Genomic DNA, 19,860 nt, shown 5'->3' with positions numbered 1-19,860 from the left:
AACGCGCCCCAGGCTGGGCTGTCGGCTGGCATCGGCGATGCCAGCAACATAAGAATAACCACACAACAACATTCTTGCTACATTAATAATATATTGATTTTGTGAATGTTTTAACCACTACGCTTTCGACGGCGGCCACTGCTGCGACAGGTGCAGCGATTTGCCGTCCGACACCGTGACAATGACATTTATCTTATCGTTGGGCCCTGAGTTGACGGTCATTCGGGAAAGATTGACCGTTTTATTGGCCGGTAACGAGACGGTATTTTGCTGCCGCGAGGTACTCTGACCGCCGGGACCGCTGCGCGATGTAAGGATCTGTACCTGGCACAGACAGGGTTCCGTCACCGTAACCTGAGGAATAATGGTCAACATCTCGCCCTCTGTGGCCGTCTGAAAGGTGATCTGGCTGGTGAGCGCAGCTAGCAGTAACAGTGTATTCATGATCTTCTCCCAAAAAAAAACAGGGCCTCAGCCCTGTTTTTCCGTCGTACGGACGTCAGCGTTAGTACTGGCCAGCAGTCACGGTGTTGCCGAAGCCAACCTGAGTGATGTTAGCGGTAGCACCGTTAGAGGTCTGACGCAGATCAACGTCGTTGCGACCACCAGACTGACGAACATTAGCGGTGAGGTCTTTACCACTCCACTGGCTGATGGTAGCAGAGTTACCCTGGCCACGCTGGTTCAGATCGATTTCGCTGTTATCAGCGCCCTGTGACAGGTCAGCATCGTTACCGAAACCGCTCTGGGTTACGGTGATTTCAGACCCACGAGCGTCGCTTTGCAAAGCGTCTACGTTGTTACGACCACCGTACTGATAAACAGTCAGGGTTTCAGGGCTAACGTTGTTATTACCGTTGCCGCCATGATTATTGCCCCATTGTGGAACGGAGCCAGCCATAGCACTGCCAGAAACCACGATTGCTGCAATTACTGCCACTTTTAAAAGTTTCATTGTAAAGCCCCCATCGGATTGATTTAGTTCGTCATTAAATAGCTAGCGTTGGATAACGCGAATCGCCATTTGTGACTGTCTCTGCACTACAACTGCCGTTTTTTGCGTACCATACTGCGTAATATTCGCTCTATTACCAGAACCTTTCTGAATAATCACTGCGGTATTACCATATGCACCTTGATTAATACTCGCATTGTTCGAGTTCCCTTTTTGATCAATATAAGCAAGGTTATAACTCCCTGATTGATCAATGTTCGCCCGATTATTTCCGCCCTCCTGAGAAACCACAGATAACAATTTCGTGCCCTGCTGGCGAACATTCGCGTCATTATTAACGCCCTGTTGTCCAATGATAGCGGCCTGGTTATAGGATGATTTACTCAATTCATTAACCGCGAAATTATATTCTGAAACAGCTAAATCAGTGGTTGCGAAAACGAATCCAGGTGCACCCAGTAATGTAAACATCAATAACAAACTGTTCTTCATGTTATCACCCTGGACCTGGTGTTAAAATAACTTGCGTTAACAAAGCGAAATATTTTGTTAACCCGGCGTTACGATGAAGAGTATGTCTGCCGAAACAATTTTTATATCTCACCCGCCAGTTGTATTTTTATTCTTACTTTCACCCCAAAGTATTAAAAAAAATTAAACACTGTGGCGATACAGGGCTTTAACAGGCAGTTAAAAAAAGGTCATATGCGGATTTCGGAAATGGATAGGGAAGAAAATGCTGATTTGCCGTTTCGCCTGCTTCACAGAGGTGCGATCACGATATATCCATGATTGCGTGACAAAGTGCGTGATTTCTTAAGGCGTTTACACACTGTAAAAATAGGCTTAGCGTTTTGACCAGGCTCATACCTTATCGTTAATAAACCATGAAATATATATCTTATAAAAATCAATGAAATAATATAATTTGTATGATTTTTTAAATGTGTGCATCAATATCTTTGTGTACAACTTTATGATGAAGTCTCATCAATTCATGAACTCAAATTTTACAAGTTAATATTGATTTTTACATCTTGTTACACGTTTAACACTTGCTTTAAAAACCGTAATAGCTAGATTGAAAACAGAAGTTCGGCATTATCATTTTATTTTCCCTTACCTCTAAGGGATATGGTCTTTCTTCTACACACAGCAGTGCAACATCTGTCAGTACTTCTGGTGCCCCCAATAATATTATTGGGGGCAGCTGCCAGGTGTTTCAATAAAGGGGTTTCATCATGTTTAATGAAGTCCAAAGCTTTCATGGTCAGACATTATTGTTAGTGACCAAACCTTCTTTACAAGCAACAGCCTTACTGCAGCATTTAAAGCAAAATCTCACATTGAGCGGAAAATTGCATAGCATTCAACGCTCTTTCGACGACATTGCGCCTGGCAGCATTATTCTTTTCGATATGATGGAAGCGGATAAAAAACTTATCCAATACTGGCAAGATATTTTAAGCAGAAAAAACAACAATATCCGTGTGTTGTTGTTGAATACCCCTGAAGAGTATCCGTTCAGGGATATTGAAAGCTGGCCGCACATCAACGGTGTCTTTTACGTCAACGAGGACGAGGCTCGCGTGGTTGATGGCCTGCAGGGCGTTCTGCGAGGGGAATGCTATTTTTCGCAAAAACTTGCCAGCTACCTCATAACGCATTCCGGAAATTATCGCTATAACAGTTCAGAGTCTGCTTTGCTGACCCATCGCGAAAAAGAGATTCTGAATAAATTACGTATCGGAGCTTCAAATATTGAAATCGCCCGTTCGTTATTTATCAGCGAAAATACGGTTAAGACCCATCTTTATAATCTTTTCAAGAAGATAGCTGTTAAAAACCGGACGCAGGCGGTTTCATGGGCAAATGATAACCTCAGGCGTTAACAGTATGAAACGCACAGTGAGTTGGATTACCGCAGCGGGCCTTTGGCTTGCTGCCGGAAATCTTCATGCGGTTGAAGTAGAGATCCCAGGATTGTTAACTGACCACACTGTCTCGGCTGTCGGTCATGCTTTTTATCGCGAGTTCAGCGACAAATGGGAAAGTGACTATCCTGGGAACTTAACGATCAATGAACGGCCCAGTGCACGATGGGGGAGTTGGATCACCATAACGGTCAATCAGGACGTTATTTTCCAGACGTTTTTATTCCCAACGAAAAGAGACCTGGATCAAAACGTGGTCTTCGCTCTGGCTCAAACCGAAGAAGCAATAAATCGTCTGCAGATTGATAAGGCTCTGCTCAGTACCGGCGATTTAGCGCAAGACGAGTTTTAATTCGGAGGCATATATGCGTGTTGTCTATGCAGTTATCGCTTTACTGCTCATTCCATCGTTGAGCTGGGCCGGAAATATGACCTTCCAGTTCCGTAACCCTAACTTCGGTGGTAACCCTAATAACGGCTCTTTTCTTTTAAACTCAGCCCAGGCGCAAAACTCCTATAAGGATCCGAGCGCCGATGATGACTTCGGTATTGAGACCCCAAGCGCCCTGGATAACTTTACCCAGGCAATCCAGGCCCAGGTTCTGGGCGGATTATTGACCAATATCAACACCGGCAAACCGGGCCGAATGGTGACCAGCGACTTTATTGTCGACATCGCCAATGCGGACGGACAGATGCAGTTGAATGTCACAGACCGGAAAACGGGGAAAACTTCCACCATTCAGGTCGCTGGCTTACAAAGTAATTCCACCGACTTTTAGACATTGTCGAGATAAGGACAATAATCATGCAGCGCTTTCTCATACTTGTTGCAGTGTGCTTATTGAGCGGTTGTTTAACTGCTCCCCCGAAACAGGCGGCAAAACCGACATTAATGCCTCGTGCCCAAAGCTATCGTGATTTAACCCAATTACCACTGCCTACGGGTAAGATCTACGTGTCGGTTTACAATATTCAGGATGAAACGGGTCAATTTAAACCTTATCCGGCAAGTAACTTCTCCACCGCTGTCCCGCAAAGCGCCACCGCGATGCTGGTCACGGCGTTAAAAGATTCTCGCTGGTTTATTCCTCTGGAACGTCAGGGGCTGCAAAACCTGCTTAACGAACGCAAAATCATTCGTGCAGCGCAGGATAACGGCACCGTGGCGATGAACAACCGTATTCCGTTGCACTCACTCACGGCGGCAAACGTCATGGTTGAAGGCTCGATTATCGGTTACGAAAGTAATGTGAAATCGGGGGGCGTGGGGGCGCGCTACTTCGGTATCGGCGGCGATACCCAGTACCAGCTTGACCAGATTGCGGTGAACCTGCGTGTGGTCAACGTGAGTACCGGTGAGATCTTATCCTCCGTCACCACCAGCAAAACCATCCTCTCGTATGAGGTTCAGGCCGGGGTGTTCCGCTTTATCGATTACCAGCGCCTGCTGGAAGGCGAAATCGGTTATACCTCTAACGAACCGGTGATGCTGTGCCTGATGTCGGCTATCGAAACCGGGGTAATCTTCCTGATTAACGACGGTATCGATCGCGGTCTGTGGGACCTGCAAAACAAGAACGAAGTGAAAAACGATGTTCTGGTGAAATACCGCGAGATGTCATCGCCGCCAGAATCCTGACAGAAAGCGCATTAAAAAGGCGAGACCGGGGTCTCGCCTTTTTTATTTGCTTAACGCCGTGACGTTTCGCGCTCTGTCTCTGCGTGCCGCCAGCCACAGGCCGCTGTTTTTCATGGCATAGCCAAACACCAGCCCTAACGCCAGCGATGGCACCACCAGCCGCCAGTCCCCCTGCCCTGCAAAGGTGGCGCAGGCCCCCATAAAGGTGCCGGGAACAAACGACAGCAGCAGGTGCTTTGCCTGGAAGCACATCAAAAATGCCACCACGCCGGTCATGACGTAGCCGACAATCTCCAGATGAGGCGCCAGCGCGCTACCGTGGATGATGATCATCGCCCACACCACGCCGTTGAGCAGCGTACACGCCGAGATAAACAGCCCCTTCACCCCGCCCTGCGGACAGGCGAAATAGGCTGTGCAGCCCAGAAAGCCTGCCCAGCTCAGGAGTCCAAGGGAGACGGCAACCCAACCCCATATCCCGGAGAGGATGCCTGTCGTGATTGCAATTGAAAGTAGTATGTTCATGGCGCGCATCTTAGCAGATACGCGGCCATGAAATGAGATCAGGAACACATAATATGCAAATTGAGATTTGCTGTTACATTAAGAAGGTGATCCAGATCACTCTTCATTCTCTTCCTGCAGTTCGTCCCACATCGCGGCAACGGCGTCGCGGGTCAGCGGTGCCATGGTGCGCCAGAAGGGCGACGTGGCATGGGCTTCGACCTTCCCGAGAAACGCGCCGCACCAGGGTAAGATGTACTCTCCGAAGAGGGTTTCCAGCGCCTCGTTTTCGTCTTCTGCCGCGTGATCTTCAATCCACGAGGCCGCCAGCAGCAGCGTGCCGATATGGTCGGCCGGGGTATCGGTCAGCGGCATGCCGCGCGCAGAAAGAAACGCGCGCACTTCCGCTTCGGTCGCCCCCTCTTCCCAGGCGGAGCGATAAGGCGACACGCGACACTCTTCTCCAACAAACAGCGCGTTGTAATCGGCTGAAATCTGCTGCATGTCGCAGCTGTTTTGCAGACGTTGCAGCAGCTCATCCTGCTCAAGCGGCCAGTTCTGGGCCAGCTTGCCTTCGCGGATCAGGGTAAACAGCGGCACCAGCAGCGGATCCTGCGGCTGGCGATAATAGAGGGAACCCAGTACGCGGCAGAGGATGGAAAACTCGTTCATTTATTTAGTCCATTACACAGTTAAAATTCAGCAAATTCGTCAATCGGCGCCATGCCGCGTGACGCCAGGAAATCGAGTAAACGACGCGGCGTCACGTTCAGAATGCGATCTTCCGGGAAGTCTACTTCATCGAGGATCTTGCGGCACTCGCTAAAATCACCCAGCGTGAAGGCGGTGTGGGAGTCGGATCCCAGCGCCACATAGCCCCTGGCGTCACGCACCGCCGCCGCAACGTCACGGCAGTTCGCTTCACTGCCCTTGCGGGAGTGAATAAAGGAGGAGTTATTGATCTCCAGCGCCACGCGATGCTCAGCCGCAGCCCGGGCGACGGCCTGAATGTCGATAGGGTATTTCGGGTTACCCGGATGGCTGATGATATGCACGTTGCCGCTGGCAATAGTGGCAATCATCGCCTCGGTATTGGTCGCTTTGTCCTGCGGGGCAAACACCGGCTCATGAAAACCGGCAAGGATCAGATCCAGAGAGGTCAGCATCGGGCCGGTACAGTCAATCTCACCCTGGGTGTTTTTGATGTTAGCCTCAATACCGCGCAGGATCCCCACCCCGTCCACCACCCGCGGCCAGATGCGCATATTCACAAAGTGCCAGTAGTGCGGGGCATCGGCCATATCCGGACCATGATCGGTGATCGCAAAGAGTTTAATGTTCTTTAGCTTGGCCTGGGCGATGTAGTCATGAAGATTGCTGTAGGCGTGAGTGCTGGCGACGGTGTGCATATGCAGGTCAACGGGGTACATCGTTCTCTCCTCTCGTGTTTCCCAAAGGATAGCAGTTATCCCAGGCGTTTATTAGCAAAAACCCGGCGATGGCCGGGTTTGACTCAGTAACCGCGCTGCCTGTCGACCTGCCCGGTGACCGGCTCGCCTTTCTCCAGCTGGGTGATGGTACGCGCGATATAGGCGACAGCCTCTGCTGGACGCGTCACCGCCGCCACATGCGGGGTCATGGCCACGCGCGGATGGGCCCACAAAGGATGATCGGCAGGCAACGGCTCTTTACTGTAAACATCCAGCATCGCTCCTTTCAGCTTGCCGCGCTCCAGCGCCGCCAGCAGATCCGCCTCAACCAGGTGAACGCCGCGCGCCAGGTTCATCAGGTAGCTGTTATCCGCCAGCTGATTCAGCAGGCCGCTATTGATAATCCCCACCGTCTCCGCCGTATTTGGCAGGAGGTTAATCAGCACCCGCGTGCCCTGTAAAAACTGCGGCAGTTCATCCATCCCGGCAAAGCTGGTGACGTCCGGATAGTCCTTGCGGGTGCGGCTCCAGCAGCGCAGCGGGAAGCCCCAGGGCGCCAGCGCCTCGGCCACTTTAGAACCCAGCACGCCTGCCCCGAGGATACCGATGGTAAAATCTTCGCGCTGATAATCGGCCAGCGGCTCCCAGCGGGCCTGCTGTTTTAACGCCTGATAGTCATCAAAGCGGCGGAACCAGTGCAGCACCTGGCTTACGGCATACTCCTGCATCTGCTGGCCCATACCGGTATCTTCAAGACGGAACAGAGGGATGGTCTCGGCCAGCATTTCCGGATGCGCCTTGAGCTTGCTGAGGATCGAGTCCACCCCGGCACCGAGGGCAAACACCGCTTTCAGATTGCGCCCCTGTAGCATCTCTACCGGCGGATGCCACACCAGAGCATAATCCGCCGGGCCGTTATCGCCGCGTTTCCACTCGCGAACCCGTGCGCCCGGCAGCGCCGCCGAAAGCGTTTTAATCCAGTAAGCGTTATCAAATGTCGGGTGATAAAAAATGATGTCCATTGCGATTGCCTTCTGTTGCGCTGTTTTATCTTCATTTTCAACTGCATCGCAGCATAACAAATTTTGCGGCCGAGGTGGTTGTAGATAAAAGAGGCACATTCAGCACATTTAGAAATCAGGTTGGTTGAAGTTTGTCTCAACGCGCTAATTTACTGAAAAAGTTGATTGACGTAAGTAAGGCTTTTCCTTACATTAGCGCCCGTCCCGGCAACAACGGGATGACAATATGGTGAGGTGTCCGAGTGGCTGAAGGAGCACGCCTGGAAAGTGTGTATACGGCAACGTATCGAGGGTTCGAATCCCTCCCTCACCGCCATATTCGAGATAAGAGCTCGTACGAAAGTACGGGCTTTTTTCTTTTATATTCTCCCGAGAGGGAGGGATGAGAACCCCCGTCCGAGGGTTCGACAACTGGCGACAGCCAGTTGGACAGACTGCGAACGCAGTGAGCGGGCTGCCCGCAGGGTGAACGGAGCGAGTCAATCCCTCCCGGTGCTTAATGCGACACCGTGCGGTCTGCTTGTCGGGTGGCGCTAACGCTTACCCGACCTACAAAACCCAAACCCAGCCTCGATCCCGTAGGCCTGATAAGCGCAGCGCCATCAGGCGTTTTTGCAGAATGCAGCACCGTGCTGCTGGGCCCCTCACCCTAACCCTCTCCCCAGGGGAGAGGGAACAAAGCAACAAAACCCAAACCCACTCACTCCTCCACCATCCTCGCATACTCCCCGGTCAAAAAATCCACCAGCGTTCTGACGGACGGTAGCAGCCCGCGCCGCGAAGGATAGACCGCGTGGATCACCTCCCGCCGTGGCTCCCATGCCTCAAGCACCTTTATCAACTCCCCTGACGCCAGCTGGTCCTTGACCATCAAAATCGGCAGCTGCACCAGGCCCACGCCGGCCATCGCCGCCTCGCGCAGTGCCAGCATGTCGGTGGTGATCAAACGCGGTTGAAAATGGATTTCCGCCCTGGCGCCTTCCGGCCCGCTAAGCGCCCACTTATGCACCTGCTTCCCCTCCCCCCATGCTCAGGCCGGGCCAGGCGCTGAGTTCTGACGGCACAGCAGGCGTTCCCAGGCGGGCAATCAGCTGCGGCGCGGCCACCAGACAGTGGCCTCTGTCGGCCAGCACCCGCAGGACCAGATCGCTGTCATCGAACGGGCGCGGACGCACGCGGATCGCCACGTCGATGCCTTCCGCCACCAGATCCACCCGCCGGTTGGTCGCCTCGAGCTGTAAATTAATGCCGGGATAGCGCGCCATAAACCGCGCCAGCATCGGCCCGACGTGGACATGCAGGAGCGTCACCGGGCAGGTGATCCTCACCATGCCGCGGGGTTCGGCCTGCAGCGCTGCAACGGCCTCCTCTGCCGCCTCGGCCTCTACCAGCATCGCCTTGCAGTGCTGATAGAATGTGTGCCCCACCTCCGTCACCGCAAACTGGCGGGTGGTGCGCTGGATCAAACGCACCCCGAGCCGCGTCTCCAGCTGGGCAATCCGGCGACTGAGTTTGGATTTAGGCTCATCGAGCGCCCGGCCCGCCGCCGCGAAACCACCGTGATCCACCACCTTCACAAACCACACGAAATCATTGAGATCCTGCATAACGCCCTCATCGTTCCATTTTAGGAACAGTGCATGTCATTTTTGCCATCTACCGGGATATTAAACCTGAATATAAGCTAATTACATCAACCGAACATCAGGAGAAGACGATGAAAAACGTAACAGGCATTTATACCGCACCCCGCCAGCATTGGGTTGGCGACGGTTTTCCGGTGCGTTCGATGTTTTCTTACCAGACCCACGGCGAGCCGCTGAGTCCGTTTTTACTGCTGGACTACGCCGGGCCGCACAGCTTTCCGGCGGATGGGGCAAAACGCGGCGTGGGTGAGCATCCCCACCGTGGCTTTGAGACGGTCACCATCGTCTATTCCGGCGAAGTGGAGCACCGCGACTCAACGGGTAAAGGTGGCGTAATTGGCCCGGGCGACGTGCAGTGGATGACGGCCGGTTCCGGCATTTTGCACGAGGAGTTCCACTCCAGCGCCTTTGCGCAGCAAGGGGGCGAGCTAAAAATGATGCAGCTGTGGGTCAACCTGCCCGCCAAGGACAAGATGGCGACGCCGGGCTACCAGAGTATCACCCGAAGCCAGATCCCGGTGGTCAGCCTGCCCGACAACAGCGGCGAACTGCGGGTCATCGCCGGGCGCTACGAGGAGGTGGCCGGGCCGGCGCACACTTACTCCCCGCTGAACGTCTGGGATATCACCCTGCGTCAGGGCAGCCATCTGACGCTCACTCAGCCCGAAGGCTGGAGCACGGCGCTGGTGGTGCTGGAAGGCAGCGTGACGGTGAACGGTTCCGCCGAGGCGGGTGAAGCGCAGCTTGTTGTCCTGAGCCAGGAAGGCGAGAAGCTCCATCTTGAGGCCAGCAGCGACGCCAAAGTGCTGCTGATGGCCGGGGAGCCGCTGAACGAACCTATCGTCGGCTACGGCCCGTTTGTGATGAACAGTAAAACCGAAATCGCAGAGGCCATTCGCGATTTCAATTCCGGCCGCTTCGGCCAGATCTGAATGTAATAAAGGAGAGAATGATGTCTACCCCAGCTAACTTTAACGGCGCGCGTCCGGTTATTGATGTGAATGATGCGGTGATGCTGCTGATCGACCACCAGAGCGGCCTGTTCCAGACCGTCGGTGACATGCCCATGCCGGAGCTGCGCGCTCGCGCCGCGGCGCTGGCGAAAATCGCTACTCTGGCGAATATCCCGGTGATCACCACCGCATCGGTGCCGCAAGGGCCCAACGGGCCGCTGATCCCGGAGATCCACGCTAACGCCCCGCATGCGCAGTATGTAGCGCGTAAAGGCGAGATCAACGCCTGGGATAACCCGGAGTTCGTGGCTGCGGTGAAGGCGACCGGGCGCAGGACGCTGATTATCGCCGGCACCATCACCAGCGTCTGCATGGCCTTCCCGTCTATCAGCGCGGTGGCAGATGGCTATAAAGTGTTTGCGGTGATCGACGCTTCAGGTACCTACAGCAAAATGGCGCAGGAGATCACCCTGGCGCGGGTGGTGCAGGCGGGTGTTGTACCCATGGATACCGCGGCGGTGGCCTCAGAGATCCAGCGCACCTGGAATCGTGAAGATGCGGCGCAGTGGGCGGAAGTCTATACGCACATTTTCCCGGCCTATCAGCTGCTGATTGAAAGCTACGGCAAGGCGCAAGAGGTGGTGAAGAACAGCGAAGTGCTCGATTCACAGCGGTAATCCTTCGCTCCACGGCCTGAAAACCGTGGAGCTGCTTATTGCTTAACCGAACGCGCAGTAAAGCAGAAAATCTGCTTGACCGTTTTAGCCTGACTCCCTATAGTAGCGCCCCGTTGCCCCCGAGAGGAAAGGCAGCAAAACAATATGGTGAGGTGTCCGAGTGGCTGAAGGAGCACGCCTGGAAAGTGTGTATACGGCAACGTATCGAGGGTTCGAATCCCTCCCTCACCGCCATATTTAAAGAAGAGCTCGCATGAAAATGCGGGCTTTTTTTTCGCATGTCGCACACCACCGGGAGGGATGAGACCCCTCGACCGAGGGTTCGACAACTGGCGACAGCCAGTTGGACAGACTGAGAGCGCAGCGAACAGGCTGCCCGCAGGGCGAGCGCAGCGAGTCAATCCCTCCCGGTGCTTAATGCGACACCGTGCGGCCTGAAACGTCGGGTGGCGCTAGCGCTTACCCGACCTACAAAACCCAAACCCAGCCTCGATCCCGTAGGCCTGATAAGCGCAGCGCCATCAGGCGTTTTTGCAGAATTCAGCGCCGTGCGCTCAGGGCCCCTCACCCTAACCCTCTCCCCTGGGGAGAGGGAACAAAGCGTCGGGTGGCGCTAACGCTTACCCGACCTACAAAACCTACAAACATCACTGTACCCTGTAGGCCTGATAAGCGCAGCGCATCAGGCGTTTTCCCCAGCACAAAAAACAAAGCCCGGTTTCCCGGGCTCTGCACACATCAACAGACTCAATAGTAGGCGTTCAGTGTCCGCTGGCACAGGGCCGAGCGCACGCAGTCATCTTTGGTGAACTGCACTATTCCTACCATCTCATCCTCAACGAAACGCGCCAGCGCATCGCTCAGACCCGATTTGACGCCGGCCGGCAGGTCGCACTGGGTGATATCCCCGTTCACGATCACCGTCACGTTTTCCCCGAGGCGCGTTAAAAACATCTTCATTTGCGCAGCAGTTACGTTCTGAGCCTCGTCGAGAATCACAACTGCATTTTCAAATGTACGTCCGCGCATATAGGCGAACGGCGCAATTTCTACCTTGCCGATTTCCGGCCGCAGGCAGTACTGCATAAAAGATGCGCCCAAACGCTTCACCAGCACGTCATAAACGGGCCGGAAATACGGCGCAAATTTCTCCGAAATATCACCGGGCAAAAAGCCGAGATCTTCATCGGCCTGCAATACCGGCCTGGTGACAATGATCTTGTCGACGTCTTTATGAATCAGAGCCTCCGCCGCCTTGGCTGCACTTATCCAGGTTTTCCCGCACCCGGCTTCACCGGTGGCGAAAATTAGCGACTTACTCTCAATAGCATTCAGGTACTGCGCCTGAGCGTCATTGCGTGCAACAACTGGCGTCATATCCCGGCTGTCCCGTGCCATGCCAATTGCTTCAACACCACTCATCTGCACAAGCGAGGTGACCGACTCTTCTTCACGCTGTTTATGGCTACGTGAATCCCGTCTCAGCACACGTTTTGCTTCACGACGAGCTTTGATCACTGCTTTTTGTCTTCCCATGGATAGCACCTTGAGTTGTTGGTATTCATCACTCGTACCGGCATCGGTACGATTAGGCGAACAAACATCTGAGGGTTGGCTTCCTTCTAAGCCATAGCTTACTTGGTTAAATGACCCGGCCGAATCGCTATGCTCACCATTCGTCAGGTCGGAAAAATCAGGATTTGCTGTGGAGGGGGGAGAATTTTTCGGTGAAGAGATCGCTGCCGGAGTTTGAGCCTCCGCGCCGGGTACTGCGGTTATTACGTTTACCATGTCCAGTTGAGGACCCAACCATTCGCGATCTCCAGAGCGATTCATGATCACTGTAAGGTTTACCGCTTTCTTAAGGTAAGTACATCAGGATTTAGCATGAATGCAACATTATTTTTACCTGAACGCAACTTTTAAGATTCGCCTGACAGCGTTAATTAGTCTGCTACGGGAATATTACAGAATTATAACAAGAGGATAGCGGGACATAAAAAACAGTCCCGCTTAAGGGGTAAGCGGGACGGAATTCAGGCTTTGAGCAGCTCCTGAGCGAGCCAGCCGTTTTTATCGCGCACGCCAGGCAGGGCAAAGAAATAGCCCCCGCCCACCGGCTTGATGTACTCCTCCAGCGCTTCACCGTTCAGGCGCTTCTGGACGGTCAAAAAGCCCTGCTCCAGATCGTGCTGGAAGCAGACAAACAGCAGGCCCATATCCAGCTGCCCGGAGTTGGTTACCCCCAGCGAGTAGCTGTAGCCCCGGCGCATCATCAGGTTGGACTGGGTCTCTTTGGTGCGCGGGTTGGCGAGACGAATATGGCTGTCGAGGGCGATAACATTTCCATCGGGATCGCTGGCGTAATCCGGCACGTCGTGCTCGTTTTTCATGCCCAGCGGCGCGCCGCTGTGCTTGTCGCGGCCAAAAATGGTCTGCTGCTCTTTAAGCGGCGTGCGATCCCAGAACTCAACGTGGAACTGGATAATGCGCACCGCCTGATAGCTGCCGCCCACCGCCCAGGCCGGTTCACCCTGATCGGCCGTGACCCACACCACGCTGTCCATCAGGGGCGCATCCTGGCTGTTCGGGTTGGCGGTGCCATCCTTAAAGCCGAGCAGGTTTACCGGCGTCTCTTTGCCTTTGCTGCGCGCGGCGTGGTCAGAGATAAACCCTTCCCGCTTCCAGCGCACGCTCAGCAGATCCGGGGTGTGCTTGATAAGATCGCGCAGGGCGTGGATCACCGTGTCCTGGGTGTTGGCGCAGATCTGAATCAGCAGGTCGCCGTGGCACAGGGCCGCATCCAGAGAGTCATTCGGGAAGCGCACCATCTTCTGCAACGATTTCGGTTTCTGTGCGGCGATGCCGAAGCGATCGTCAAACAGCGAGGCCCCCAGCGACACCGTCATGGTCAGGTTATCCGGGGCGATAAAGGCCCCCAGGATCCCGGAATCCATCGGCGGTAGACGCGGGTTCGGCGTGTCGGGCGCCGGGCCGCCGGTGGTCAGAAAAGCAATGCGCTGGGTCAGGAGGCGGAACAGACGCTCCAGCTCGCTTTTGTCGCTGGCCAGCACATCAAAGGCCACCAGCATCATCGACGCCTGCTGCGGGGTTAAGATCCCCGCCTGATGCGGGCCATAAAACGGTTGGGTCTCCATCCGTGCATCCGGGGAGAGCGTGCCCGGCGCGCTCTGCGGTTTTGCCGCATGCGCCACCGGGCACCCCCCCAGCCAGGGCAAGGGCGCCGCCAAGCGCCCCTACCCCTTTTAACAACCGACGTCGTGAAGGTTCAGCCACGTCGTACTCGTCATGCTTGTTCATCAACTTAGTCCAGACCCAGTACGCCACGCAGCTGCGCCAGATCTTCTGCCAGGGTGGTAATCGGCCCTTTCAGGGCGTTACGGTCGGCATCGGTCAGCTTGTCGTAGGTTTCAAACCCGTCCTGGGTGCGGTATTTCGCCAGAATGGTGTTCACTTTTTTGAAGTTGACATCCACTTTCGTCAGCAGTTCGCTGTTATCTTTCTGCAGCTGAGGACGCAGCAGATCAACGATCTTCTGCGCGCCTTCGACGTTGGCCTGGAAGTCCCACAGGTCGGTATGGCTGTAACGGTCTTCTTCACCGCTGATCTTGCTGGCCGCGACTTCTTCAATCAGCCCTGCCGCACCGCCCACCACTTTAGATGGCGGGAAGGCCAGCTCGCTGATGCGTTTTTGCAGCTCCAGCACGTCGCTGTTCAGCTGTGTCGCGTACTGCTCCATCCCTTTGGTGGAGTTGTCGCCAAACAGGGCTTTCTCCAGACGGTGGAAGCCGGTGAATTTCGGATCGGCGGCTTTCTGTTCGTAGTCATCTTCACGGGCATCGATGCTGCCATCCAGGTCAGAGAACAGCTCGGCAATCGGTTCGATGCGCTCGTAGTGCTGACGGGTTGGCGCATACAGGGATTTCGCTTTTTCGATATCGCCCGCTTTCACCGCGTCGGTAAAGGCTTTGGTACCGGCAACCAGATCCGCCGTCTCTTTGGTGACGTAAGCTTTATAGGCGGTAATGGCATCGCCCAGGCTCAGCAGCGCGTCGCCTTTTGCGGCATCGGCGGTGGCGGCCCCTTTCACGATCAGTTTCCCTTTCGGATTGGTCAGCAGGCCGCAGGTCATGTCGTATTCGCCCGGCTGCAGGTTGGCGGTCATCTTCTGGCTAAAGCCCGGCGCGATGTTCTCGCGCTCTTCCACCACCATCACTCCTTTGAGGATCTCCCACTCCAGCGCTTTCTGGCTGTGGTTCTGGATGATGAACTGGGTTTTACCGCTGTTGACCGTGATGGTCATCGGCTCACACTGTTTATCATTGACGGTAATTTTAACCTGCGGAACATCCGCGGCCTGAGCGGCGAAAGCGGACGCAATCAGCGCTGCTAAGCCCGCCTGTAACGCACTGCGACGAAACTGGATTGCCATAACTTTTCCCTTTTAAAAGTATGTTGTAACTACAGTGAGCACTTCAGGGCGCGGTATGCGACGGCTGCGTGCCCGGACGCGATGGCATAAAGAACAGCGCCAGCGCCGGAATAAGATAGATAAAGTACAACGCCACTTCGCTGACGCTCGGCGCTTCCTGATAGCCGAAGATCCCTTCCAGCAGGGTGCCGGTCAGTGAATGCGTTGACAGGACGTTACTGAGATCGAACGCCATATCCTGGAAGTGGTTCCACAGGCCCGCCTCATGGAAGGCGCGGATTGCGCCTGCGGCCAGCCCGGCGGCTACCAGCAGAATAAACAGGCTGGTCCACTTGAAGAAGACGCCGAGGTTAAGACGGATCCCGCCCCAGTAGAGCAGGAAACCAAGTACCACCGCGGTGGCCAGACCCAGCATCGCACCCAGCGGCGGCCAGATCCCGACGTCCTGCTGGAAAGCGGCCAGCAGGAAGAAGACCGACTCCAGCCCTTCACGCGCTACGGCGAAAAAGACCATCATGATCAGCGCCCAGCCGTGGTGATTGCCTTTTGCCAGCGCGCTGTCCACCGCCTGCTCCAGCTGAACCTTGACGTTACGCGACACTTTACGCATCCAGAACACCATCCAGGTGAGGATCACTACCGCAATCAGCGCCACGATGCCTTCAAACAGCTCCTGCTCTTTTTGCGGGAATTCACCGGTGGTTTCGTTGATCGCAATGCCCAGACCGAGGCAGAGGGCGGCAGCCAGGAAGACGCCAATCCACATCACGCCAATCCAGCGGCCACGCTGGGTGCGTTTCAGATAGCTGGCGATGAGGCTGACAATGAGGGCCGCTTCAAGACCTTCACGTAACATAATGAGAAATGGAACAAACATGCCGACACCTTAAATGTTTTTCGCGGTCAACTGATGCAAAGAAAGGTAAATTCTTGTGATAGTGATTATCATTACGGCAATAAGAAATACAAGCGAAATATGCTGCATTTTGATGACAGGATGTAAAACCATAAGGGAAAAATAATCACATAAGTGACTAAAAGGTTTATAAGTTAAGATATAAAAGTTCATTTACGGTTAATGCAGGCTGTGGCTAAATGAGTGCCTCATTAATCTGCTGAAAATCAACTATGTATCAATTCCTGCACTTCCTGCTGGCGCTGGTGATTATCCTTGCGCTGGCCTGGCTGGTCAGCTTTGACCGCCGCAACGTTCGCATTCGCTACGTTATCCAACTTATTGTCATTGAGATTGCGTTAGCCTTCTTTTTCCTCCACGCCGAGAGCGGTCTGTTTGTTATTCAGTACGTCTCGGGCTTCTTCGAGTCGTTGCTGAAATATGCCGCCGAAGGAACCAACTTTGTATTTGGCGGGATGGGTGAAAAAGGGCTGGCGTTTATTTTCCTCGGCGTGTTGTGCCCGATTATCTTTATTTCCGCGCTGATCGGTATTCTGCAGCACTGGCGTATTCTGCCGGTGATTATTCGGGTTATTGGTACTCTGCTGTCGAAGGTTAACGGCATGGGCAAGCTCGAATCCTTTAACGCCATCAGCTCCCTGACGCTCGGCCAGTCAGAAAACTTCATTGCTTACAAAGGGGTGCTGGGAGATCTCTCGTCGCGCCGTCTGTTCACCATGGCGGCCACCGCGATGTCGACCGTCTCGCTGTCGATTGTCGGTGCTTATATGACCATGCTGGAGGCGAAATATGTGGTAGCGGCGCTGATCCTGAATATGTTCAGCACCTTTATCATCCTCACGGTGATTAACCCGACCCGCCCGGAAGCGGAGCCGGAAATTAAGCTGGAAAAGATGCATGAATCCCAGAGCTTCTTTGAGATGCTGGGAGAATATATTCTGGCTGGCTTCAAGGTGGCGATGATTATTCTGGCGATGCTGATTGGCTTTATTGCCCTGATCAGCGCGGTTAATGCCCTCTTCTCCAGCGTCTTCGGCCTGAGCTTCCAGCAGATTCTGGGCTATGTCTTCTATCCGCTGGCGTGGCTGGTGGGCATTCCGCTGAGCGATGCCCTGCATGCGGGTGGTATTATGGCGACCAAACTGGTGGCAAACGAGTTTGTGGCGATGATCGAGCTGCAAAAAATTGCCGCGCAGATGACGCCGCGCGGGCTGGGCATTCTGTCGGTGTTCCTGGTCTCCTTCGCCAACTTTGCCTCTATCGGCATTGTGGCCGGGGCGATTAAGGGGCTGAACGAGAAGCAGGGCAACGTGGTGTCGCGCTTCGGTCTGCGCCTGGTGTACGGCGCCACGCTGGTGAGCCTGTTGTCGGCGAGCTTTGCGGGATTAGTGTTGTAGTTTATTGCCCGGCGGCGCTGACGCTTGCACGGGCCTACGGATTAGGTGCTGTTTGTAGGCCGGGTAAGCGCTAGCGCCACCCGGCAAACAGGCCGCACCCGATTTTATCAAAACTGCACGCACACCGGCTGGTCTACGCGCATCACTGACTCCTGGGCAAAGCGCTTTTTATAAATCCCACGCAGCGCCTCGATACTGCTCTCACTCTGCGCATCTTTGCCGTGGATCAGCATCAGCGCCTTGCTCGATTCGCGCGCCACTTTCCCGTCATTCCCCAGCCATTGCCCGCGGGCATCAAACACCGTTAAGCCATCGCGAAAACGCGGGGTGACGTCCTGGTCAACAAACTGCTGCCACTCCTGGCCGGTGATTGCCTCCCCTGCTGGACGGTTCAGGCCAAAGTAGAGGGTGGTTTGCTGCATTTGGTTATCGGCTTTGCAGGTGTTATCCGCGGTACTGTGCGATGGGGCGTTACAGCCCGCCAGCAGTAAAATTGCGCCAGCTACAAGCCCTGTTTTGATTGTCATACTTCGCTATCCTCATTGTTATAAGCACAGCGATATCAACGTAAATCACGAATTTTGGCAAGAAAAAAGCCGGGTGGCGCTAGCGCTTACCCGGCCTACGGTTAGGGTGAAGACAAATTACTCAGCCTGTAACTTCGACGGTGGTGCGGTGTGGTAATGCGCATCCGCTTCAGCAAAGCGTTTCTGCATCGCGGCAGACGGCGCTTTACCCAGCAGGCTGAAGACCACAATCCCGATGCTGCCGAAGATAAAGCCTGGAATGATTTCGTACAGGCCCAGCCACGCGAACTGTTTCCAGACGATCACGGTGACCGCACCGATAATCATCCCCGCCAGCGCGCCGTTGCGGGTCATGCGTGACCACAGCACCGAGAACAGCACCACCGGACCAAAGGCGGCACCGAAGCCTGCCCAGGCGTAGCTCACCAGGCCCAGCACGCGGTTTTCCGGGTTTGATGCCAGGGCGATAGAGACCAGAGCCACCACCAGCACCATAAAGCGCCCGACCCACACCAGCTCTTTCTGGCTTGCGTTCTTACGCAGGAAGGCTTTGTACAGATCTTCGGTGATGGCGCTGGAGCAGACCAGCAGCTGGCAGCTCAGGGTGGACATCACCGCCGCAAGGATTGCAGAGAGCAGAATACCGGCGATCCACGGGTTGAAGAGGATCTGTGCCAGCTCGATAAACACGCGCTCGGCGTTCTGGTTCACCGCACCCGCCAGGGACGGGTTGTTGTTGAAGTAAGCAATACCGAAGAAGCCGACTGCACAGGCACCGCCCAGACAGAGGATCATCCAGGTCATGCTGATACGACGGGCATGGACGATGGTGTGGTGAGAGTCCGCCGCCATAAAGCGCGCCAGGATGTGCGGCTGGCCGAAGTAACCCAGCCCCCAGCCCATCAGGGAGACAATCGCCACGAAGTTCAGCCCTTTCAGCATATCGACGTTTTCGATGCTCTTCTGTTGGATCACCGCCAGAGAATCACCCAGGCCGCCCACGGAGAGGATCACAATCACCGGGGTCAGGATCAGGGCAAAAATCATCAGGCTGGCCTGCACGGTATCGGTCCAGCTCACCGCCAGGAAGCCACCCACGAAGGTGTAGAGGATGGTCGCCGCCGCACCCGCCCACAGAGCCGTTTCATAGCTCATGCCGAAGGTGCTTTCGAACAGACGCGCCCCGGCCACGATGCCGGAGGCACAGTAGATGGTGAAGAACAGCAGAATAACCAGCGCGGAGATAATACGCAGGATGCGGCTGTTATCTTCGAAACGGCCGGTAAAGTAGTCCGGCAGGGTCAGGGCGTTGTTGTTGGCTTCGGTGTGCACGCGCAGACGCCCGGCCACCAGCTTCCAGTTAATCCATGCCCCCAGGGTCAGGCCGATGGCAATCCAGCTTTCGGAAATCCCGGAGAGGAAGATAGCGCCCGGCAGGCCCATCAACAGCCAGCCGCTCATATCCGACGCGCCCGCCGAGAGCGCGGTGACTACCGGCCCGAGGCTACGCCCGCCAAGAATATAGTCATCAAAGTTTTTGGTAGAACGCCATGCAAGGAACCCTATCAGGATCATGCCAAAAATATAGATAAGAAATGTCACCAGCATCGGTGTGCTAATTGCCATTTAAATACTCCGCAAAGATGTTCGACAGCCTTCCCGGCTGGCTTTATTACACCCCCGGAACGAGGGGGGTGATGATGTGTGTTTCTGTTGGCCGCGCGTATCCTGCCGTATGCGCTGCCATGACACAAACGATTTAACACTGCATTTACATCAATTTCATCCCCGGTTTCACACCAGA

The 19,860-nt window shown here is 54.8% G+C and carries 19 protein-coding genes, 2 tRNA genes and 2 pseudogenes; 9 read left to right on the top strand and 14 right to left on the bottom strand.

Annotated elements, in window-relative coordinates; all coding sequences use genetic code 11:
- Positions 1 to 117 precede the first annotated feature (117 nt).
- From csgC to csgB, 3 genes are all read right to left on the bottom strand, one after another.
- The gene (csgC, locus tag AAHB66_RS08440; protein WP_333850124.1) at positions 118 to 444 is read right to left on the bottom strand and encodes a curli assembly chaperone CsgC; all 327 of its coding nucleotides are present in this window, start codon (positions 442 to 444) and stop codon (positions 118 to 120) included.
- Positions 445 to 505: 61 nt separating this feature from the next.
- Positions 506 to 955: a curli major subunit CsgA gene (gene csgA, locus AAHB66_RS08435; protein ID WP_337015623.1), complete on the bottom strand. Its 450-nt coding sequence runs from the start codon at positions 953 to 955 to the stop codon at positions 506 to 508.
- A 42-nt stretch (positions 956 to 997) separates the two neighbouring features.
- On the bottom strand, positions 998 to 1,447 hold the full coding sequence (gene csgB, locus AAHB66_RS08430; RefSeq protein WP_347115866.1) for a curli minor subunit CsgB: 450 nt from the start codon (positions 1,445 to 1,447) through the stop codon (positions 998 to 1,000).
- A gap of 749 nt (positions 1,448 to 2,196) precedes the next feature.
- On the opposite strand from csgB, the gene csgD reads away from it, so the two are divergent.
- From csgD to csgG, 4 genes are read left to right on the top strand one after another with little or no spacing between them, the layout of a single operon-like run.
- Entirely contained in the window at positions 2,197 to 2,847 is a 651-nt protein-coding gene (gene csgD / locus AAHB66_RS08425) for a biofilm master transcriptional regulator CsgD (RefSeq protein WP_347115865.1), read from the top strand.
- Between the two features lie 4 nt (positions 2,848 to 2,851).
- The gene (gene csgE / locus AAHB66_RS08420) at positions 2,852 to 3,241 is read left to right on the top strand and encodes a curli production assembly/transport protein CsgE (protein ID WP_347115864.1); all 390 of its coding nucleotides are present in this window, start codon (positions 2,852 to 2,854) and stop codon (positions 3,239 to 3,241) included.
- A 13-nt stretch (positions 3,242 to 3,254) separates the two neighbouring features.
- Positions 3,255 to 3,671 (top strand): curli production assembly/transport protein CsgF, encoded by a 417-nt coding sequence (gene csgF / locus AAHB66_RS08415; protein ID WP_347115863.1) that lies wholly within the window; start codon positions 3,255 to 3,257, stop codon positions 3,669 to 3,671.
- 26 nt (positions 3,672 to 3,697) lie between these two features.
- Positions 3,698 to 4,531 carry a curli production assembly/transport protein CsgG gene (csgG, locus tag AAHB66_RS08410; RefSeq protein ID WP_032617498.1) on the top strand — a complete coding sequence of 278 codons (834 nt, stop codon included), beginning with the start codon at positions 3,698 to 3,700 and terminating at the stop codon, positions 4,529 to 4,531.
- Positions 4,532 to 4,573: 42 nt separating this feature from the next.
- Here the strand turns inward: csgG and AAHB66_RS08405 are convergent, their stop codons facing one another.
- From AAHB66_RS08405 to ghrA, 4 genes are all read right to left on the bottom strand, one after another.
- Entirely contained in the window at positions 4,574 to 5,056 is a 483-nt protein-coding gene (locus AAHB66_RS08405; RefSeq protein ID WP_347115862.1) for a DUF1097 domain-containing protein, read from the bottom strand.
- Between the two features lie 96 nt (positions 5,057 to 5,152).
- The gene (locus tag AAHB66_RS08400; RefSeq protein WP_347115861.1) at positions 5,153 to 5,707 is read right to left on the bottom strand and encodes a molecular chaperone; all 555 of its coding nucleotides are present in this window, start codon (positions 5,705 to 5,707) and stop codon (positions 5,153 to 5,155) included.
- 20 nt (positions 5,708 to 5,727) lie between these two features.
- Positions 5,728 to 6,465, bottom strand: coding sequence for a phosphatase (locus AAHB66_RS08395; protein ID WP_347115860.1), 738 nt, complete (start codon positions 6,463 to 6,465; stop codon positions 5,728 to 5,730).
- Between the two features lie 83 nt (positions 6,466 to 6,548).
- Positions 6,549 to 7,487, bottom strand: a complete 939-nt coding sequence (gene ghrA / locus AAHB66_RS08390; RefSeq protein ID WP_347115859.1) for a glyoxylate/hydroxypyruvate reductase GhrA — start codon at positions 7,485 to 7,487, stop codon at positions 6,549 to 6,551.
- A 228-nt stretch (positions 7,488 to 7,715) separates the two neighbouring features.
- Here ghrA and AAHB66_RS08385 point away from each other — a divergent pair.
- Positions 7,716 to 7,803: transfer RNA gene (locus tag AAHB66_RS08385), tRNA-Ser, on the top strand.
- 384 nt (positions 7,804 to 8,187) lie between these two features.
- Here AAHB66_RS08385 and AAHB66_RS08380 read toward each other — a convergent pair.
- Positions 8,188 to 9,094: pseudogene (locus tag AAHB66_RS08380) on the bottom strand (LysR family transcriptional regulator).
- A gap of 110 nt (positions 9,095 to 9,204) precedes the next feature.
- Here AAHB66_RS08380 and AAHB66_RS08375 point away from each other — a divergent pair.
- The 3 genes from AAHB66_RS08375 to AAHB66_RS08365 all read left to right on the top strand — a co-directional run bounded on the left by AAHB66_RS08375 (position 9,205) and on the right by AAHB66_RS08365 (position 10,997).
- On the top strand, positions 9,205 to 10,065 hold the full coding sequence (locus AAHB66_RS08375; protein ID WP_347115858.1) for a pirin family protein: 861 nt from the start codon (positions 9,205 to 9,207) through the stop codon (positions 10,063 to 10,065).
- 20 nt (positions 10,066 to 10,085) lie between these two features.
- Positions 10,086 to 10,763 carry an isochorismatase family protein gene (locus tag AAHB66_RS08370; RefSeq protein WP_347115857.1) on the top strand — a complete coding sequence of 226 codons (678 nt, stop codon included), beginning with the start codon at positions 10,086 to 10,088 and terminating at the stop codon, positions 10,761 to 10,763.
- Positions 10,764 to 10,909: 146 nt separating this feature from the next.
- Positions 10,910 to 10,997: transfer RNA gene (locus AAHB66_RS08365), tRNA-Ser, on the top strand.
- A gap of 513 nt (positions 10,998 to 11,510) precedes the next feature.
- On the opposite strand, the gene phoH is transcribed toward AAHB66_RS08365, so the two are convergent.
- From phoH to efeU, 4 genes and pseudogenes are all read right to left on the bottom strand, one after another.
- On the bottom strand, positions 11,511 to 12,299 hold the full coding sequence (phoH, locus tag AAHB66_RS08360; protein ID WP_197090593.1) for a phosphate starvation-inducible protein PhoH: 789 nt from the start codon (positions 12,297 to 12,299) through the stop codon (positions 11,511 to 11,513).
- Positions 12,300 to 12,799: 500 nt separating this feature from the next.
- Positions 12,800 to 14,084, bottom strand: a pseudogene (gene efeB / locus AAHB66_RS08355) (iron uptake transporter deferrochelatase/peroxidase subunit).
- A gap of 4 nt (positions 14,085 to 14,088) precedes the next feature.
- On the bottom strand, positions 14,089 to 15,216 hold the full coding sequence (gene efeO, locus AAHB66_RS08350; RefSeq protein ID WP_347115856.1) for an iron uptake system protein EfeO: 1,128 nt from the start codon (positions 15,214 to 15,216) through the stop codon (positions 14,089 to 14,091).
- Between the two features lie 43 nt (positions 15,217 to 15,259).
- Positions 15,260 to 16,093: an iron uptake transporter permease EfeU gene (efeU, locus tag AAHB66_RS08345; RefSeq protein WP_347115855.1), complete on the bottom strand. Its 834-nt coding sequence runs from the start codon at positions 16,091 to 16,093 to the stop codon at positions 15,260 to 15,262.
- A 251-nt stretch (positions 16,094 to 16,344) separates the two neighbouring features.
- Here efeU and AAHB66_RS08340 point away from each other — a divergent pair, with 251 nt between their 5' ends.
- Complete coding sequence (locus AAHB66_RS08340; protein WP_347115854.1) at positions 16,345 to 17,529, top strand: nucleoside transporter C-terminal domain-containing protein; 1,185 nt, start codon at positions 16,345 to 16,347, stop codon at positions 17,527 to 17,529.
- A 107-nt stretch (positions 17,530 to 17,636) separates the two neighbouring features.
- Here AAHB66_RS08340 and AAHB66_RS08335 read toward each other — a convergent pair whose 3' ends face one another.
- Both AAHB66_RS08335 and putP read right to left on the bottom strand, forming a co-directional pair.
- Entirely contained in the window at positions 17,637 to 18,056 is a 420-nt protein-coding gene (locus AAHB66_RS08335; protein ID WP_347115853.1) for a DUF3574 domain-containing protein, read from the bottom strand.
- A 117-nt stretch (positions 18,057 to 18,173) separates the two neighbouring features.
- A complete protein-coding gene (gene putP / locus AAHB66_RS08330) occupies positions 18,174 to 19,682 on the bottom strand; it encodes a sodium/proline symporter PutP (RefSeq protein ID WP_347115852.1) in 1,509 nt (502 codons plus the stop codon).
- Positions 19,683 to 19,860: the final 178 nt, after the last annotated feature.

This window comes from Leclercia sp. S52 (assembly GCF_039727615.1).
GTDB classification, from domain to species: domain Bacteria; phylum Pseudomonadota; class Gammaproteobacteria; order Enterobacterales; family Enterobacteriaceae; genus Enterobacter; species Enterobacter adecarboxylatus_B.
The sequence above is the reverse complement of the archived record's forward strand: the minus strand, read 5'-3'. Positions and strand labels throughout refer to the sequence as shown.

What these genes read in the sequence shown, in the direction of transcription:
- putP (WP_347115852.1), bottom strand. Translation starts at nt 19,682, where the DNA reads ATGGCAATTAGCACACCGATGCTGGTGACATTTCTTATCTATATTTTT.
- csgA (WP_337015623.1), bottom strand. Translation starts at nt 955, where the DNA reads ATGAAACTTTTAAAAGTGGCAGTAATTGCAGCAATCGTGGTTTCTGGC.
- AAHB66_RS08400 (WP_347115861.1), bottom strand. Translation starts at nt 5,707, where the DNA reads ATGAACGAGTTTTCCATCCTCTGCCGCGTACTGGGTTCCCTCTATTAT.
- phoH (WP_197090593.1), bottom strand. Translation starts at nt 12,299, where the DNA reads ATGGGAAGACAAAAAGCAGTGATCAAAGCTCGTCGTGAAGCAAAACGT.
- csgB (WP_347115866.1), bottom strand. Translation starts at nt 1,447, where the DNA reads ATGAAGAACAGTTTGTTATTGATGTTTACATTACTGGGTGCACCTGGA.
- AAHB66_RS08405 (WP_347115862.1), bottom strand. Translation starts at nt 5,056, where the DNA reads ATGAACATACTACTTTCAATTGCAATCACGACAGGCATCCTCTCCGGG.
- AAHB66_RS08370 (WP_347115857.1), top strand. Translation starts at nt 10,086, where the DNA reads ATGTCTACCCCAGCTAACTTTAACGGCGCGCGTCCGGTTATTGATGTG.
- efeU (WP_347115855.1), bottom strand. Translation starts at nt 16,093, where the DNA reads ATGTTTGTTCCATTTCTCATTATGTTACGTGAAGGTCTTGAAGCGGCC.
- ghrA (WP_347115859.1), bottom strand. Translation starts at nt 7,487, where the DNA reads ATGGACATCATTTTTTATCACCCGACATTTGATAACGCTTACTGGATT.
- csgD (WP_347115865.1), top strand. Translation starts at nt 2,197, where the DNA reads ATGTTTAATGAAGTCCAAAGCTTTCATGGTCAGACATTATTGTTAGTG.
- AAHB66_RS08335 (WP_347115853.1), bottom strand. Translation starts at nt 18,056, where the DNA reads ATGACAATCAAAACAGGGCTTGTAGCTGGCGCAATTTTACTGCTGGCG.
- csgG (WP_032617498.1), top strand. Translation starts at nt 3,698, where the DNA reads ATGCAGCGCTTTCTCATACTTGTTGCAGTGTGCTTATTGAGCGGTTGT.
- AAHB66_RS08375 (WP_347115858.1), top strand. Translation starts at nt 9,205, where the DNA reads ATGAAAAACGTAACAGGCATTTATACCGCACCCCGCCAGCATTGGGTT.
- csgC (WP_333850124.1), bottom strand. Translation starts at nt 444, where the DNA reads ATGAATACACTGTTACTGCTAGCTGCGCTCACCAGCCAGATCACCTTT.
- csgF (WP_347115863.1), top strand. Translation starts at nt 3,255, where the DNA reads ATGCGTGTTGTCTATGCAGTTATCGCTTTACTGCTCATTCCATCGTTG.
- AAHB66_RS08340 (WP_347115854.1), top strand. Translation starts at nt 16,345, where the DNA reads ATGTATCAATTCCTGCACTTCCTGCTGGCGCTGGTGATTATCCTTGCG.
- AAHB66_RS08395 (WP_347115860.1), bottom strand. Translation starts at nt 6,465, where the DNA reads ATGTACCCCGTTGACCTGCATATGCACACCGTCGCCAGCACTCACGCC.
- csgE (WP_347115864.1), top strand. Translation starts at nt 2,852, where the DNA reads ATGAAACGCACAGTGAGTTGGATTACCGCAGCGGGCCTTTGGCTTGCT.
- efeO (WP_347115856.1), bottom strand. Translation starts at nt 15,216, where the DNA reads ATGGCAATCCAGTTTCGTCGCAGTGCGTTACAGGCGGGCTTAGCAGCG.